The sequence below is a fragment of the Frigoribacterium sp. RIT-PI-h genome (genome assembly GCF_001297205.1).
Lineage (GTDB): Bacteria > Actinomycetota > Actinomycetes > Actinomycetales > Microbacteriaceae > Frigoribacterium.
Map to the genome: position 1 here is coordinate 14,103 of NZ_LHOZ01000091.1, position 15,041 is coordinate 29,143.

The following is a 15,041-nucleotide window of genomic DNA, read 5'->3' on the forward strand; positions in this document are numbered from 1 at the left end:
CGTCAGCACCCAGTCGAGCGTCCGCGTTGACGACCAGACCCGTCCCGTGGAAGATGCGGAGGCGCGGACCAACCGTCGTAGCCCACGGTAGCTCGATGCCCCACGTCCATTCGACGAGGAATGTGTAGAAGGCTGACACCAGTCGCGCTACCGGTCCCGGGCAACGACTCGTGGGTCGCCTCACCGAACCGGCGAGCCTGAACAGCGTGAGAGCCATCTGGATTCTCCGATCGCCCGCGTTGACTTTCCAGTCGACGAGAATGCTCATCATTCAGGATCTCTCACGAGGGGGTTCGTGTCGATGCACGACACCCAGCGGTGGTAACTCGGTCATTAAGGTGCATTGCACCTAGGCTTTGACCCTAGCGTCATCGAGATGACGCATCGCGACCGGGCAGATAAGGGCAGGGGACCAACCATCTCGAGCATCAGGTCAGACACGTGTGTCGTCATCACAGTCACCTACAACAGTGCGTCGACGATAGCGGCCTTCCTTGCGTCGCTCGAAGCAGAAGGCGACGACATTCTGCGGGTCGTCGTGGTCGACAACGGAAGTTCTGATGACACCACGACCGTGATCCGGCAATTCGTCCGAGACCATGCCCTCGACGTCGTCTTGATCGAGTCGACGAATACGGGCTTCGCCGGTGGTTACGAGGTCGGCCGGAAGGCCCTCACCTCTTCGGAAGCGCCCATCTTGTGCCTTAACCCGGACGTGGTACTGCGAAGTGGCACCGTCCGAGGGCTTCTCGAGGCCATTCGTGAGATTCCCAACGTCGGGATAGCGACGACTCCGCTCGTGGGGCTCGACGGTGTCGAGGACAACGCCAGCAGACGATCGCTCCCGAGCCTCGCGTCAGGCTCCCTCTACGGGGTGTTCGGCCGGTTGCTTCCGCGCCGTTGGCGTTACAACGCAGGCACTCGCTCGTCCGTCACCCCCTCCCGCCTTCCCTCCGGTACGGCATACAGCAGAGTCGAGGCGACGACGGGTGCGCTCATGATGCTGAGCCCCTCCTTTCGTGACGGTTCTGGTCCGATCTTCGATCTTGACTACTGGATGTACGGTGAGGACCTGCAACTCTGCCGGGACGCGCAGCGTGACGGCCGTTCGGTCGTCGTCGTCGAGATGGAACCGTCCGTTCATGTAAAGGGCGTTTCCAGCGGCTGGCCGCGGAGCCCCGCGTCACACCGTGCCTTCCACGATGCGATGGCCACGTACTACGAGAAGAATCTGCGAAAGTCTGCCGCTCAGGCGTTACTCGTGATGAGCGCGATTCACCTGCGATTCCTGGCGACGTCACTGATCGCGGGCATCGCGCGCCGTTCGAGTCAAGTGCAACGCTAGTGCCGACACGCAACTCCTTCGGGCGCGATTCGGTGCTGACCATCGCGGTGATTGTTGCCAGCCTCCTACCCTTTCTCCTGGCACCACTGCGTGCCCGACTTTTCGGTCCGGACGGTCGCGGAGAATTTGCGTTCTTCCAGTCGAGCTTCACGATCATCGCCGCTGCGTCTGCGCTCGGTTATCGGCATGCCCACTACCAACGGGCCCACCGACAAGCCCGGTCGGGTTCGCTCCTCGGACAACGGGGAATCCTCGCAACGGCCGCCGTCGGGCTCGTCATCGGTCTGCCCCTCGCCACTGTCGCCTTTCTCCAGGTGGGTACCCCTGTCGGATACGGCCTGCTACTGGCCTCGTTCGCAGGTCCGCTCTTCGCCTCGACACAACTGGAGGTCGCCGAGGCGCAATGGCAGGGAAACCAAGGGCGGGTGGCTGCTTTGGCGGGCGGACCGCCGGCCGCCGAATTTGTCCTCAATCTCGTTCTCTTCTTCCTACGCTCATTGACGGTCGCGACCGGCATCGTGGTGACCTTGGCTGCCGAAGCGCTTCGCATCGGCACGGCGATCCGTTCCCGGGTCCTGCGGTCGAAGAGGCTCAAGGCGACAGAGTCGCTCGGCGATGACCCAGCGCCCACCGCAGGCGACTCCAGGCGATTGCTGAAAGAGGCCGCCGTTCTGGCGCCGGCCCTCTTGGCGCCGCTCCTGGCCTCCAACATCGACGCCGTCATCTACGGCGGTCTGGCGTCGACGGCACTGCTCGGCTTCTACGCAGTCAGTAAGATCGCCACCTCCGTGCTGATCCTGGCGGCGACGACGCTCGAAGGACGATTTCTGCGCCTTGCTCACTCTCGCGGCGTCCTGTGGTCCTCGTCCGTTGCCGTCTCGCTGCTCTTGGTCTTGGGCGCCCTCGGTACCGGCGTCGGCCACCTCGTGGTTCCCGTACTTTTCGGTGAGGCCTTCCGCCCTGCCGGTTCAGCGCTGCCCGTCACAGCGTTGGCCGGCGTATTCGGAGGCTTGTTCGTCCTGCTGAGTGCCCGAGCAGCGCGAGAGGGCAGAGGGAAGAGCGCCCTGCACGCGGCCTTGGCATGTTTTACGGTCGTCGTACTCGGATGTCTGTCCGTGACCACGGGCACGTCGGTGACTCCGACGACGATGGCTCTGCCCCTGGTCGCCGCGTACGCGGTCGCCTGCCTTTCCCTGATCGTCGTCCTCATACGAAACGAGAAAACCCCTTGACGAGTAGAGACAAGACCGACCCGCGCAGCTCAACGACCGGAGTTGCCCGCAAGAGACAGCTCGTAGGCTGGTATCTGCGAAAGGGCTTGCGGCCCGCCATCCGGGGTGTGCTGAACTCATGGAGGCTGGGATCTGTCCGGCTTCCCTTCTTCCTGGGTCGGGGAACGGACATTTCGTACTGGAATAAGATCCAGGTCGGGCGCCTGTGCTTCGTCGGCAACAACTTCACGATCCTCGCGTTGTCCAAGAACGGCATCAGGCTCGGGGATCGAGTCACACTTCGTGAGAACGGATGGATTCAATGCTCATCCCACCCGTCCAACCCCGGTGACGGCCTCTCCATCGGGTCGCACACGTACGTCGGGCCATCGGTCATCCTCGGTGTCGGTGGCCCCATCGAGATCGGCGCTCGGTGTCAGATCGGTGCGCGCGTGACGATGGTCGCTGAGAACCACGCACGTGATGCCCACGGCACAGCCGATGACAAAGACGTCGTCCGACGTGGAATCAAGATCGGCGACAAGTGCTGGTTGGGTCATGGAGTGACCATCTTGGACGGCGTCGAGCTCGGAGTCGGATGCGTGGTGGGGGCAGGTTCTGTCGTGACGAAGAGCTATCCGGCAGGTTCGACCATCGTCGGTGTGCCTGGACGGCTCATCTGAGGATGGTCTCCGATGCAGCTACGTAAGCATCGGCGACCTGGGCTGTCACACTCGCCCACGTGTGCGGGTAAGCGACCGCTCCGGGTCCCGTCGGAGAGGTGGCGAGGCGAACGGCCCGCTCGAGCAAGTCGACGAGATCGTCGTCCTCCGCGGTCGAGACACTGGCGGGAATCCAGTCAGAAGTGTGGCCTGTCCCGGACGAGACGACGTAACAGCCCAGGTGGGCCGCCTCGAGCTCGACCAGGCTCTGGACCTCGACCCAGGACGCGTTCGCCAAGACCTTCGACCGGCCCATCAACTCGAGCACTTCCTCGGACGACTTCGGTCCTGTCCACGTGACCGTCGGCGACTGTTCCACCGCCGCACGAAAGGCCATCCCGAACGGGCTCTCATGAGCATGGAGGGGGCCGACGACAGTGATGTCAACACCCCGCGCCGCCGCCAGACGAACCAGGTCGAGAGTCCGTTTCCGAGGTTCCACCCGGCCCACCACGATCAGGTCGATGTCTCGGCTCAGCCACGGCTTACCTTCCGGCCGAGACGAGTCGAACGGCGAACCGTTGGGGACAAGAGCCGAATTTTGACCCTTCCATCCCGTGTCACGCGACAGTGACCGGCCCTCTCCGGGTGCGAGGAGGAAAACGGAATGAGCGTCATCTAACGCCCGTCCGACGTCAGACCAGACACGAGACACTCGCCTCACCTGCCCGAGCATCGTCCGCAGCACCACGAATGCGTCGCGTGTGCTCGATCTCTGCTTGAGCGAACGGACACAGGTGGCGGCCCACTCGCGACCACTCTCGGAGAGAAGTCGTCCGACCAGGCTTCGGGCGCCGAGCCCACGTTCGGCCGATCGCATGCGCCGGACGGCGGCCAGGTCATGATGAATCGGGCTGACGATCATGGGTCGGCCGCGTGCCGCTGACGTGGCCAGGACGAAGTCGAAAGGCCTGTCTACGTTCACCACGTGCACGAGTGCACCATCGCGCAGCGCCATCGTCGGGTGGAACGGCACGATCCGCACGTCGAACATCTTTGTCGGTAGATGTTTTCTGTATTGGTCGACCTGGATCATGTCGCCTCCGCCCTTCGACAGCGCGTCGGAACGGACGATCATGTCAACTGAGATCATTCAAATCACCTCATTCTTCGACGCCCGGTCAGTGCCTTCTAGCACCGCCGTGGACGTTGACTTCATCGCTGTCTCATTCTTCGATCTCGCACCTCCGGCAAGAGCGAAGAGCATCCAAACGACGACCATGGGTCGCAGTGCGAAGAGGAGGTCGATGAACATCGAGCCGACCAGGAGGCTGACGACTGCCGCCGCGAACCAGACCGGAACACCCTGCAGCCACCTTCTCACCAGCAGGCCCCAAGCAACGACGCCGAGCAGACCGGTCTCGAAGAAGATGCGCAAAAGAGCACCGTCAACGGACGGACCGGGAAAAGACGGACCGAGACCGAATAGGACGTGCACAGGATCAGCCGTTGTCTCTCGAAGAAGCAATTGCCACCGGAAAAAGCGCACGGCGCTGCTGGCATCCGCTGAAGCCGTGGCATTCAGGATGCTCTCCCCGATGCCGTCGTAGGCGATCAACGTATATTCGTCACTTGTCTGCACGTGCGGTGTCCGCGCCACGACCGACGATGCCGATTTCCAACTCGAGCTAAGGGACGTACTCTGAGCGCGGGCGAGGGCTGGCTGCACGAGCGTGGCGTTGAGAGTTGGTCCGGCGACGACGGCACCCACGACGAGGACCATGCACGTCACCACCGAAAGGGGATGTGGCCCGTTCGACCTGCCAGTGCGAGCCTGAGGTCCCTGCCCGCCCTCGGTTGCGCGACGACCCGAGAACCGGATGATCAGGAGCGCAATCACCACGGCGATCAGTGACACGCGAGATTGCGACATGAGCACGGACGCGAGAGAACACAACACGAGAACGTGGCGACGGTGCGCGAACCAGTAACACGCCAACAACGCCGAGATCGCGCCGAGCTCATAGGGGCCGGCGGTGAGGCCTGCCCCCCTCTGGTTGCTGAACTTGGAGAAGCCGATGGACACGTCGCCCAGGTATTGGAGTGCGGCGACACCGGTGTTTAGGACGGTGACGAGTGCAAGGCAGAACTGGACGGAAGACACGACCCGAGATCGATCGCGCCACAAGACGATGGCGAGTGCGGGGTAGACCACCCAGTATTCGACGGGCCGAAGGGCGTAGAGAAGCGACGGAAGGGGCTGGACCGCTCCGAGCGCCGTGGCCACCCCCACAGCGATGAGTGCGACGACGAGAACGAGCCCGATACCGGGACGGATGAGACGGTGCTCGCGGACGCTCTTCCAATTCTTAAGCGCGAAGATGCCGAGAAAGAGGAGAACGAAATCCTCGAGCCGCAAGGATGCGCCACCGACGCCCACGAGCTCCACCCGCGGGCCGACGAGCAACCACGTCAGTGCGACGACGACGGCAACGGCGCCAGACCTGGAGGTCGGTCCAGAGTTCTGTGCAGCGGCCATCAGTGGGCGTCTCGACCCGGCGCAAGAACTGCACGAACTGTCCGCCAGAGGATGACGAGATCGCCTGTGATCGACCAGTTCTCGACGTAATAGAGGTCGAGTCGAATGGCGTCCTCCCAGCCAAGGGACGACCGCCCGCCGACCTGCCAGAGGCCGCTCATGCCTGGTTTCAACAAAAGCCGGCGGCGCGCCGCATCGTCGTAGAGCGCCACCTCGCCGTCGCGCTGGGGGCGAGGGCCGACCAGGCTCATCGACCCGAGGAGGACGTTGAACAACTGAGGGAACTCGTCCAATGAATGCTTGCGCAGCACATGTCCTATTGACGTCACGCGAGGGTCGTCCTTCACCTTAAAGAGTGGCGTGTCGCTCGAGCCCTGGGCAGCCAGGAGGGAAGCGAGTTCGGCATCGGCATCGACCCGCATGGAACGGAACTTGAGCATGTTGAAGTGCTCTCCGTTCAGCCCGACCCGTTCCTGCCGGTAGAAGACCGGACCACGGCTCGTCAGTTTCACGACCAAAGCGAGCACGACCAGAACCGGAGACAGCGCGATGATCAACGCCCCCGATCCCAGGATGTCGAATGCGCGCTTTGTGAAGAGCTTGCTGCCGGCGTAGCGAGGGGTCTCGACGTGGATGAGGGGAAGCCCTGCGACCGGGCGCGTGTGGATGCGGGGTCCGCCCACGTCGGTCAGGCTAGGCGCCACGATCAAGTGACGTTGCCCGGCCTCGAGCCCCCAGCTGAGGGTCTTGATCTCCTGAGGGCCCAGTTGTTCCGATCCCGTGATGACGACGGTGTCCGCCGCCGCGGAGTCCAGAGATGACAGCGCGTCGGACACATCCCCGAGGATGGGGATCGACGTCCCGGGCAGCATGGTTCCGACGGCGCCCGACGTGACACACGCCCCGACGACGAAGTAGCCCTCTTCGGGGTGACGCGCGAGTTCGCGAGCGATGTGGAGAGCAGTCGTCGGCGAGCCGACCAGAATCACGCGCGCGGAATACGCGCCTGTCTGCCTCTTCAACGACAACCACTGTCGCCACATCCACCGCGAGAGCATCAACACCACGATGCCGAGAGGAAGCGCGATCAGGATGTAACCCCTCGCGATGTCGATCTTGAGAAGGTAAGACACCACGGCGACCAAACCGAAGAGACGAGCCGTGCTGTCGGCGATGGCTCGGTACTCGGCGGACCCACCCCCGAGAACACGGTAATCCCGGGTGTCGAACAGCCTCAGCATCACCATCCACGCGACGATCAGAGCGATGGAGAATCCGTAGTAGCTGAAACGCAATTCGTTGAGCCTGCCGGAGAACGCGACGTTGTTCGCATCGAGTCCGAAGTAGGCGATCTGGACTCCGAAGACGACCCAGACGAGGACGAGCAGATCGGTGATGGCGAGCCGACGCGCGTACACACGGCTCCAGTCGAACGGCACGACCGAAGCCGAGGGCTCGCGTGTGGTCACCACGTCGCACCGCCATCCGTCGAGACCCACGACCGGTCGGCCGACGAGAGCCAGACGACGTCTCCCACCCGGGTGACGGCGGTGGCGACGGTCCCGACGGCGCCCGAGACGCAACCCACGCGGGTCGGCTCGACGCCCTCGGACAAGGGTGTGGCGACCGTGGCGACGGCGATACCGTCGCAGCCCTCGGCGTCTCGCAAGGCGAGGAGGTATCCGGGGGCCGCAGGGGTGGCGTCCATCACGCCGGCAACGGAGAGCGGCGTCCACCCTGCCGATCCCGACGTTTCGAGGAGGCCGTCGCAGACGACCATCGTCGTGGCGTCCTGCACCAGGACACGCCTCGGTGCGTCGCAGGGAGCAGGTGAGACATCCGTCGCCGAGACGACGGTCGAGGTCGCCTGGTCGAGATACGAAACACCGATGGCGTCCGAGGGGTACTCCTTCCAGAATTCCCCTGCGGTGAACGTGGACCAGTATCCAAGGCCGCAGCTGCCACCGACACCCCCGTACACGGACGTGCGTTCCGCCCCTGCACTCAAGGCCACGACGGTCCGCAGGTCGAACGGCATGGTGACCACGTCCCAAGTAGCTCCGCCGTCGGTGGTCCGCTCGACACGAGCCGGCGTTCCTGCACAGTCGCCGCTCGTCGCGCGCCAGGCTTCGGTCGCACTGACGGCCGACAGGAACACCTGCGGGGTGTTGTCGCTCCCAGCAGCAGATGGCGAGGCAGTCGGCGTGGGCGTCTCGGATGGTGACGGGGTGGCCACGGCTTCGCCTGGCTCTTGCGAGAAGGTCGGAATGGGTCCGGCCTCGGCTTGCGCTCGAGGTTGGGTCGACGAGACGGCGGCGATGATGAGCCCGACGTCGACGAGGACCAGCACGCCGAGCAGGGCGAACCACCACACCCCACGACCGCCCCGCATGCTCTCCCCCGCCGACCTCATGCGGCCGGTCCTCCGCCGGCGTCCGAGAGGCGACGATCAGGTGCCCGGAGGGCCGCCACGATCGAGGTGACGGCGTCATCCACGTCCGAGGCCGCCCTCTCGTGGACGTCGACCGATCGACGATACGGGTCGACGACGTCCTCGGCGTCCGGGTCGGTCGCAGGAGGGATCATGCCACGCTGTCCGGCGACCAAGCGGACCACCTGTGCGGTGTCCCCGGCCGCCTCGAGTTCTGCGAGACCGAGCGAATCGGCGAGCCTCGCGAACTGTCGCAGCGTGAACGTCCGTCGAGTCGCCCGGGGCGACAGACGGACGACGGCGGACCGGTGCTCGCGTGAGGCGGTGAGCACGAGGTCGGCACCCTCGGCTAGTTTGTCGGTCAAGTAGGTCGCTTCGTGCCCGTCCGGCACGCCACCGTGACGCCGCGACTGCTCGGCGGCGAGATCGTCCATCGGCGCACCGTCCTGCGCCATCGTCCCCGCGCTCATCACGACGAACGGCGTGGCAGAACCCAGGAGCCGGGCGGACAGGAGCTGCTCGGCCAGGGGCGAACGGCAGATGTTGCCCGTGCAGACGACGAGGATCGTGAACGGGCGGGCCGAGGTCACTTCGCGGCCTTGCGAGCGGCACTGCCGACGCGGATGCGTTCCTTCTTTTCCGCTTTCGTGTCGCCATCGTCGTCGATGCCGTAGCCGTACGCTCCCCCGTAACGCCCGTAGCCGTAGGCGTCAGGGCCCTTGGTCGGCATCATCGTCATCACGAACCCGGCGATCGGAGCACCCACGCTCTCGAGGGCGCTGACGGCCCCGGCGAGCTGGTTCTTGTGCGTCTTGCCGGCGGACACGACGACGATCGCCCCGCTGGCGCTCTTCGAGAGGATGGCGGCGTCCGTCACCGGCAGCAGCGGCGGGGCGTCGAAGAGCACGTAGTCGAAGCGCGTCTCGAGCTCGCGAATCAAGTCGGACATGGCACGGGAACCGAGCAGCTCGCTGGGGTTCGGCGGTATCTGACCGGCAGGGAGGACGTGCAGCTGGCCGCGACCCCACGGCTGGGCGACGTCTGCAAGCTCGGCGCGACCGATCAGGAGGTCGGTGAGACCGGCTGCGTCGTCGAGCCCCATGTACTGGCCGAGTTTCGGGCGACGCAGGTCGGCGTCGATCACGATCACCTTGGCCCCGGCACTGTCGAGGGCGATGGCCAGGTTGGCCACCGTGGTGCTCTTGCCCTCGCTCTGCACGGACGATGTCATGACGAACGTGCGGGCGCGGCCGCCGAGGTCGAGGAACTGCAAGTTGGTCCGCAGCGTGCGGAACGACTCGGCACGTGGGCTGCGCGGGTCGGCCTGCACGATGAGCGGACGCGACTGCGCCTTCGGGTCGAACGCGATGCCGCCGACGACGGGCGCCGGGCTGATGCGCTCCACGTCGGACTCGTTGCGGACGCGGTTGTCGAGGACGTGACGGAGGACGGCGATGCCGATGCCGATCGCGAGGCCGACGAGGAATCCGAGCGCGATGTTCAGCGGGACGTTCGGGCTGACGGGCGACACGGGCACCTGGGCCTCCTGCACACGGGTCAGCTTGACCTGGGACCCACCGCTGTCACCGGTCGACTCGATCTGCTCGACGGCGTTCGTCAGACTCTGCGAGGTCGCGTTGGCGATGTCGGCGGCCCTGACCGGGTCGTCCGAGACGGCGTCGATCTGGATCAAGGTCGTGTCGAGTGGCGCACTGGCGGTGATGCTCTCGGCCAGTTGCTCGGCCGTGATGTTGAGACCGAGACTCGAGATGACCGGCAGCAGCACGATCGGCGTCGTGACCAGACTCGCGTAGGTCTTCACGCGCTGCTGGGTGAAGGTGTTCCCCTGGGCCAGGTCGGCGACGCTGCCGCTGGTCTGCGTCGAGACGAAGACTTGTGCCGATGCGCTGTAGTCCGGGGTCTTCACGAGCGAGTAGGCGGCAGCGGCCCCCACACCCACCAGCACCATGACGACGATGAAGGCCCACCCTTTGCGGAGGACGGTGATGTAGTCGCGAAGCTCCACGGCTGGGTTCCCCTTGCTCGATGCTGCACCCGCCCTGATCCGGGGTACATCTCGGCAATGTTCCCACATGAGCAGGCCTCGTAGGTCCATTGACGCGAGCTAACGCCGGTGCCCCCGTCGTGGCGCGACGAACAGTCCCCGGACGATCGACGAGCGGCCGTACGCGAATGCCAGCAGGGTGCACACCGCCGTACCCGCCACGAGGTTCACCGCCGACACGGCGAGCGTGGGGAGCGCGAGCACGTGCGCCGCGATCTCGGACGAGACGATGGCGACCGGCCAGTGCACGAGGTAGAAGACGATGGAATGTCGTCCGACGAAGGCGATGCCGCCCGTCACTCGGCTCGAGGAAGCGCGCCGCGCGATGCCCGCAGCCCCGACGATGCCCATGAGAGACAAGGGAAAGAGCCAGAAGCGGAAGGACTCCATGAGTCCGGTGACGACGAGCCCCACGGAGACCGCGAGGGTCGTCAGGAGCAGGAACCACGCCCGACCGCGGGCTGTCGACAGGGCGAGTCGGGGGCCGACTCGACCGCTGACAGCGACACCGACGAAGAAGAACGCGAGCAACTGCCAGAAGTGCTGCCATTCGAAGGCGAGCGGCAGGAGGGACAGGCCGACCGCGCCGGCGATCACGAGGACGCGCGGCAATGACCTGGTCAGATGCGCCAGGACGAAGTAGGCCAAGAGGTATCCGAGGAACCAGAGGTGCTCGATGGGGTCGTAGAAGACACGCCCGACCCAGGCCGGGTCGAATCGGAGCCCCACCGTCAGAGAACCCACGAACAGGAAGACCAGCATGAACACCGACCAGACGAGGTACGGGTAGGCGATCCTTCGCAGCTTCCCGACGAGATACGGCCGGGCTCCCTTCTCCAGCGAACGGGGCACGAACAGCCCCGAGAGCAACATCATCGTCGGCATCCGCAGGGGCTCGAACGTCCCTGTCACCACATCGAGGACAGACGATCTCTCACCGGTGTCGTTCGCGGCGAAGATGTACGAGTGGAAGACCATCACCAGGAGGATCGAGCAGCCACGTAGCAGATCTATCCAGACAGCTCGGCCTGGACCCGCCGTCGATCCGGCGCCCTCCCGGGGCCGCGTTCCGGCACTGTCCAGCACTCGACCTCCTCGTCGTGGTTCGATCCTGGCACCTCGGACGAGCCACGGCGGACGTTTCGATCCTCCGGGCGGTGTCGAGTCCGCCTGGACGACACGTTGCTCCGCCTCTCGGCGTTTCCCGTGCCCTAGTTTTGGGGGCATGGCGGCCCCCCACATCGACAGCCGAAACGTTCGAACCCGATCTGCCCGCTGGGACCTCGCCTACGCGGCGCTCGCACTGGGGGCCGTCGTGGTCGGTGCGCGCATCGTCGGCGACCTCATCGCTCGGTCCCCCGGCATCCCGCCGGCGCTCGGCACCGCGGCGAGCTACGTCGTCGTGTGGGTACCGCTGGTCATCGCCGTCGTCGTCGCCTGCGCCGGGCTCGGCCGAGGCGGCGCGCGGCGCACGCTCGGTCTCTCGTTCCGGTGGACGGACCTCGTCTGGGGCCTCGCCGCGGGCATGGGCGCCCGCGGGCTCGACGCCGGCCTCAACCTCGTGTCGACCGGCGACACGGGGCTCGCACCTCAGCCCACCCTCGACGGCGGACCCGACCTGGCGACGTCGGTCGTCCTGATCCTGGCCCCGGTGGTCGTCGCTCCCCTCGTCGAGGAGGTCTTCTTCCGGGGGCTGCTCCTGCGCTCACTGGACCGAATGCTCACCGGTGACACGCGCCTCCTGCGGGTCCTCGCGACGACGAGCGGCGTCATCGTGTCGGCGGCGCTCTTCGCCGTGCTCCACGTCGCCGTCGGACTGAACGTCGCGCCGACGACGGCCACGATCATCGTCGTCAGCACCTTCGTCTTCGGCCTGATCGTCGGCACCCTCGCGAGCGTGACCGGACGCCTCGGCGGCGCGATCGTCGCCCATGTCGTCTTCAACGGCGTCGCGGTCTGGGCGACCTGGCCGGCCTGACGCCGACCAGGTCGCACCGCCTCACCCGACCAGCTCGTTCGCTGTGCGCAGCACCCTCCCCGAGACTAGCTCCTCCCCCACGCCGGCCACGTCGGACGCCACCGTGAACACGGCCGTCTCGCCGGGCAGGAGGGTCACGAGCATCTCGTCCACCGTCGCGGCGGGGGCGACCTTGTCGACGAGCAGGGCCAGGTCTCGCACGAGCGCACCCGCCGTCACCTCGACCCGGTAGCCCGCACCCGACCCCGACCCCGCGGCCAGCGCCGTCACCGACGTAGTCAGCGCCGCCGCGGCGAGCGCCGAGTCCCTCGGCTCGACCGGGAACCACAGCCCACGTGACACCCCGGGCACCGACGCCACGAGCAGCTCCGACTCGGGCGACCCGAACTCCGCCACCGTCGAGGGCACCGGCACCGTCACCGTGTCGCGCGCCGCCACCGTGAGCGACACCTGCTCCGAGGCGAGGACGCGACCGTCGTACGCGACGCGCCGCAGCGTGAGCGGGCCGGCCAGCGCCTCCTCGGTGTCGTTGACCACCACGGCCGCGAGGCCGCCGTCGCGGGGCTGGATCGTCACGAGCCGGTCGGCGAACGCGTGCCGCATCGCGTAGAGCAGCGGCTTGCGCTGCCCGTCGCCGTCGACCGCGGCCCACGACGTCACCGGCCAGCAGTCGTTGATCTGCCACACCACGGCCCCCATGCACCGCGGAGCGTGCGACCGGAAGTGCTCGAGCGCCACCTGCACCGCGTCCGCCTGGTTCAGCTGCATCGCCCAGTGCCACGCCTCGATCTCGTCCGGCAGCCGGTAGTGCGCCAGCAGCCCGTCGGTCAGCTTGTCGTTGCCCTGCATCGCCTTCTGGTGCACGATCATGCCGGGCGACTCGGGGGTCAGCGGCTCGTCGTGGATCGCCCGCGTCATCGCCGACCAGGTCGGGGGCCCCTGCCAGCCGAACTCGGCCACGAAGCGCGGCACCACGTCGCGGTAGGGCGGGTAGTCCGTGCGGTTCCACTGCTCCCACAGGTGCACCGACCCGTGGTCGGGGTCGCTCTGCGCCACGTCCAGGCTGCCCGACCAGGGGCTGCCCGCCGCGTACGGACGCCCCGGGTCGAGCTCGCCCACCAGTGCCGGCAGCAGGTCGAGGTAGTAGCCCAGCCCCCAGGTCGCCCCGTCGAGCCGGCGCTCCCAGCCCCACTCGTCGTGACCCCAGATGTTCTCGTTGTTGCCCGTCCAGAGCACGAGGCTCGGGTGCGTCATCAGCCGCGTCACGTTGTCGCGCACCTCGGCCTCGACCTCGCCGCGCAGCGGGTCCTCTTCCGCGTAGGCGGCACAGGCGAACAGGAAGTCCTGCCAGGTGAGCATGCCCCGCTCGTCGCACAGCTCGTAGAAGTCGTCGGACTCGAAGATGCCACCGCCCCACACCCGCAGCAGGTTCACGTTGCCGAACTCGGCCTGCTCGATGCGCTGCCGGTAGCGGTCACGCCCGATGCGGTGCGGGAACGCGTCGTCGGGAATCCAGTTCGCGCCCTTGATCCACAGCGGCTCACCGTTCACCACGACCGTGAAGCTCGTGCCGACCTCGTCGGGGTCGACCTGCACCTCGACCGTGCGGAACCCGACCCGCGACGACCACTCGTCGAGCACCGGGCCTGCCGAGTCGTCGCCGGTCGGCGCTTCGGCGCCCGGCGCGTCGACACCCGAGGAGGCGCGGGTCGCGTCGACCCCGTCGCCGTCACCCCCCGAGGAGGCGCGGCTCGCGTCCCCGCCCGCTCCCCCGGTCACCGAGACCCTCACGTCGTAGAGCGGCTGCCCGCCGTGACCCCTCGGCCACCACAGCTCGGGGTCGTCGACGCCCACCTGCACGACCGTGGAGTCCGCGCCCGGCTCGACCCGCGCCTCCTGCGTGACGTCACCGACGGTCGCCCGGACCGTCACCGGCCCGGCCGCGGCCGACGCCCCGTCGCGTTCGAGGTCGACGTGCACGTCGACGACGCCCCGCGTCCCGTCGACCGTCACGACCGGACGCACGGCCGCCAGCCGCACCGACGACCACGACTCCAGCGTCACGGGCTTCCAGATGCCCGAGGTCGCCGTGTCGAGGCCCCAGTCCCAACCGAAGCTGCACGCCATCTTGCGGATCGCGTTGTACGGGTGGTGGTTCACGTGCGGACGGTAGCCGAGCGCCAGGCTCTGCGCGTCGGCGTAGGCCACCGGTGAGCCGAAGCGCACCTCGAGGTCGTTCGACCCCTCGCGCAGGAGGCCGTCGACCGCGACCCGGTAGGTGCGGTGCTGGTTGCGCGTCTCGGCCACCACCTCGCCGTTGAGCAGCACGGTGGCCACCGTGTCGAGGCCGGCGAAGACCAGCTCGTGGCGGTCGTGCCCGTCGGGCTGCCAATCGAAGGTCGACGTGTACGACCAGTCGGCCTGCCCGATCCACGCGAGCAGGTGCTCGTTCGCGTCGAGGTACGGGTCGACGATCAGGCCCGCCGCCAACAGGTCGGTGTGCACCGTGCCGGGGACGGTCGCGGGCACGTCGACGGCCGCGATCTCGGGCGGCACGGGGCCGGCGGTGCTGCGCAGGCTCCAGCCGGTGTGCAGGGTGCGGGCGGTGCGCTGCGTCGCGCGGGTCGTGGCGGTGGCGCTGGTCGTGGTGGTGGTGGTCTCGGTGGTGCTCATGTCGCTCCCAGCGATCGAGTGAGTGGTGGTGGCGGTGGTGGTACGGAGGGCAGAGCGGGCCTGCCCCACCATGAACCCCGTTCCGTGCCATGAACCACGAACGTTCGTGGTTCATGGCACGGAACGTGGTTCTTCAC

Annotated in this window: 12 protein-coding genes; 4 read left to right on the top strand and 8 right to left on the bottom strand. The window is 66.9% G+C overall.

Features of this window, described 5'->3' with window-relative positions; all coding sequences use genetic code 11:
* Window positions 1-376: 376 nt before the first annotated feature.
* Genes AEQ27_RS13895 through AEQ27_RS16770 form a run of 3 tightly spaced genes read left to right on the top strand, consistent with a single transcriptional unit; the run spans window position 377 to window position 3,239 of the window.
* Entirely contained in the window at window positions 377-1,345 is a 969-nt protein-coding gene (locus AEQ27_RS13895; protein WP_152970386.1) for a glycosyltransferase, read from the top strand.
* Window positions 1,345-2,577: an oligosaccharide flippase family protein gene (locus tag AEQ27_RS17885; RefSeq protein ID WP_161805554.1), complete on the top strand. Its 1,233-nt coding sequence runs from the start codon at window positions 1,345-1,347 to the stop codon at window positions 2,575-2,577. The genes AEQ27_RS13895 and AEQ27_RS17885 overlap by 1 nt, the downstream gene beginning before the upstream one ends.
* Window positions 2,574-3,239, top strand: a complete 666-nt coding sequence (locus tag AEQ27_RS16770; protein WP_161805555.1) for a DapH/DapD/GlmU-related protein — start codon at window positions 2,574-2,576, stop codon at window positions 3,237-3,239. The genes AEQ27_RS17885 and AEQ27_RS16770 overlap by 4 nt, the downstream gene beginning before the upstream one ends.
* Here AEQ27_RS16770 and AEQ27_RS13905 read toward each other — a convergent pair.
* The 7 genes from AEQ27_RS13905 to AEQ27_RS13935 form a co-directional block, all read right to left on the bottom strand.
* Window positions 3,232-4,371, bottom strand: coding sequence for a glycosyltransferase (locus AEQ27_RS13905; protein ID WP_054147207.1), 1,140 nt, complete (start codon window positions 4,369-4,371; stop codon window positions 3,232-3,234). The genes AEQ27_RS16770 and AEQ27_RS13905 overlap by 8 nt on opposite strands.
* Window positions 4,372-5,757, bottom strand: coding sequence for a hypothetical protein (locus tag AEQ27_RS13910; RefSeq protein WP_152970387.1), 1,386 nt, complete (start codon window positions 5,755-5,757; stop codon window positions 4,372-4,374).
* The gene (locus tag AEQ27_RS18390) at window positions 5,757-7,196 is read right to left on the bottom strand and encodes a sugar transferase (protein WP_235451102.1); all 1,440 of its coding nucleotides are present in this window, start codon (window positions 7,194-7,196) and stop codon (window positions 5,757-5,759) included. The genes AEQ27_RS13910 and AEQ27_RS18390 overlap by 1 nt, the downstream gene beginning before the upstream one ends.
* A 26-nt stretch (window positions 7,197-7,222) precedes the next feature.
* On the bottom strand, window positions 7,223-8,170 hold the full coding sequence (locus AEQ27_RS18395) for a hypothetical protein (RefSeq protein WP_054147210.1): 948 nt from the start codon (window positions 8,168-8,170) through the stop codon (window positions 7,223-7,225).
* Window positions 8,167-8,778 (bottom strand): hypothetical protein, encoded by a 612-nt coding sequence (locus AEQ27_RS13925; protein ID WP_054147211.1) that lies wholly within the window; start codon window positions 8,776-8,778, stop codon window positions 8,167-8,169. The genes AEQ27_RS18395 and AEQ27_RS13925 overlap by 4 nt, the downstream gene beginning before the upstream one ends.
* Window positions 8,775-10,214 (bottom strand): polysaccharide biosynthesis tyrosine autokinase, encoded by a 1,440-nt coding sequence (locus tag AEQ27_RS13930; RefSeq protein WP_054147212.1) that lies wholly within the window; start codon window positions 10,212-10,214, stop codon window positions 8,775-8,777. Before AEQ27_RS13930 ends, AEQ27_RS13925 begins: the two co-directional genes overlap by 4 nt.
* Before the next feature lie 99 nt (window positions 10,215-10,313).
* The gene (locus AEQ27_RS13935) at window positions 10,314-11,495 is read right to left on the bottom strand and encodes an acyltransferase (RefSeq protein ID WP_082383595.1); all 1,182 of its coding nucleotides are present in this window, start codon (window positions 11,493-11,495) and stop codon (window positions 10,314-10,316) included.
* Between AEQ27_RS13935 and AEQ27_RS13940 the strand changes: the two genes are divergently transcribed.
* Window positions 11,479-12,231: a CPBP family intramembrane glutamic endopeptidase gene (locus AEQ27_RS13940; protein ID WP_054147214.1), complete on the top strand. Its 753-nt coding sequence runs from the start codon at window positions 11,479-11,481 to the stop codon at window positions 12,229-12,231. The two genes, AEQ27_RS13935 and AEQ27_RS13940, sit on opposite strands and share 17 nt — an antisense overlap.
* 21 nt (window positions 12,232-12,252) lie before the next feature.
* Here the strand turns inward: AEQ27_RS13940 and AEQ27_RS13945 are convergent, their stop codons facing one another.
* Window positions 12,253-14,904: a glycoside hydrolase family 2 protein gene (locus AEQ27_RS13945; protein ID WP_082383593.1), complete on the bottom strand. Its 2,652-nt coding sequence runs from the start codon at window positions 14,902-14,904 to the stop codon at window positions 12,253-12,255.
* Window positions 14,905-15,041: the final 137 nt, after the last annotated feature.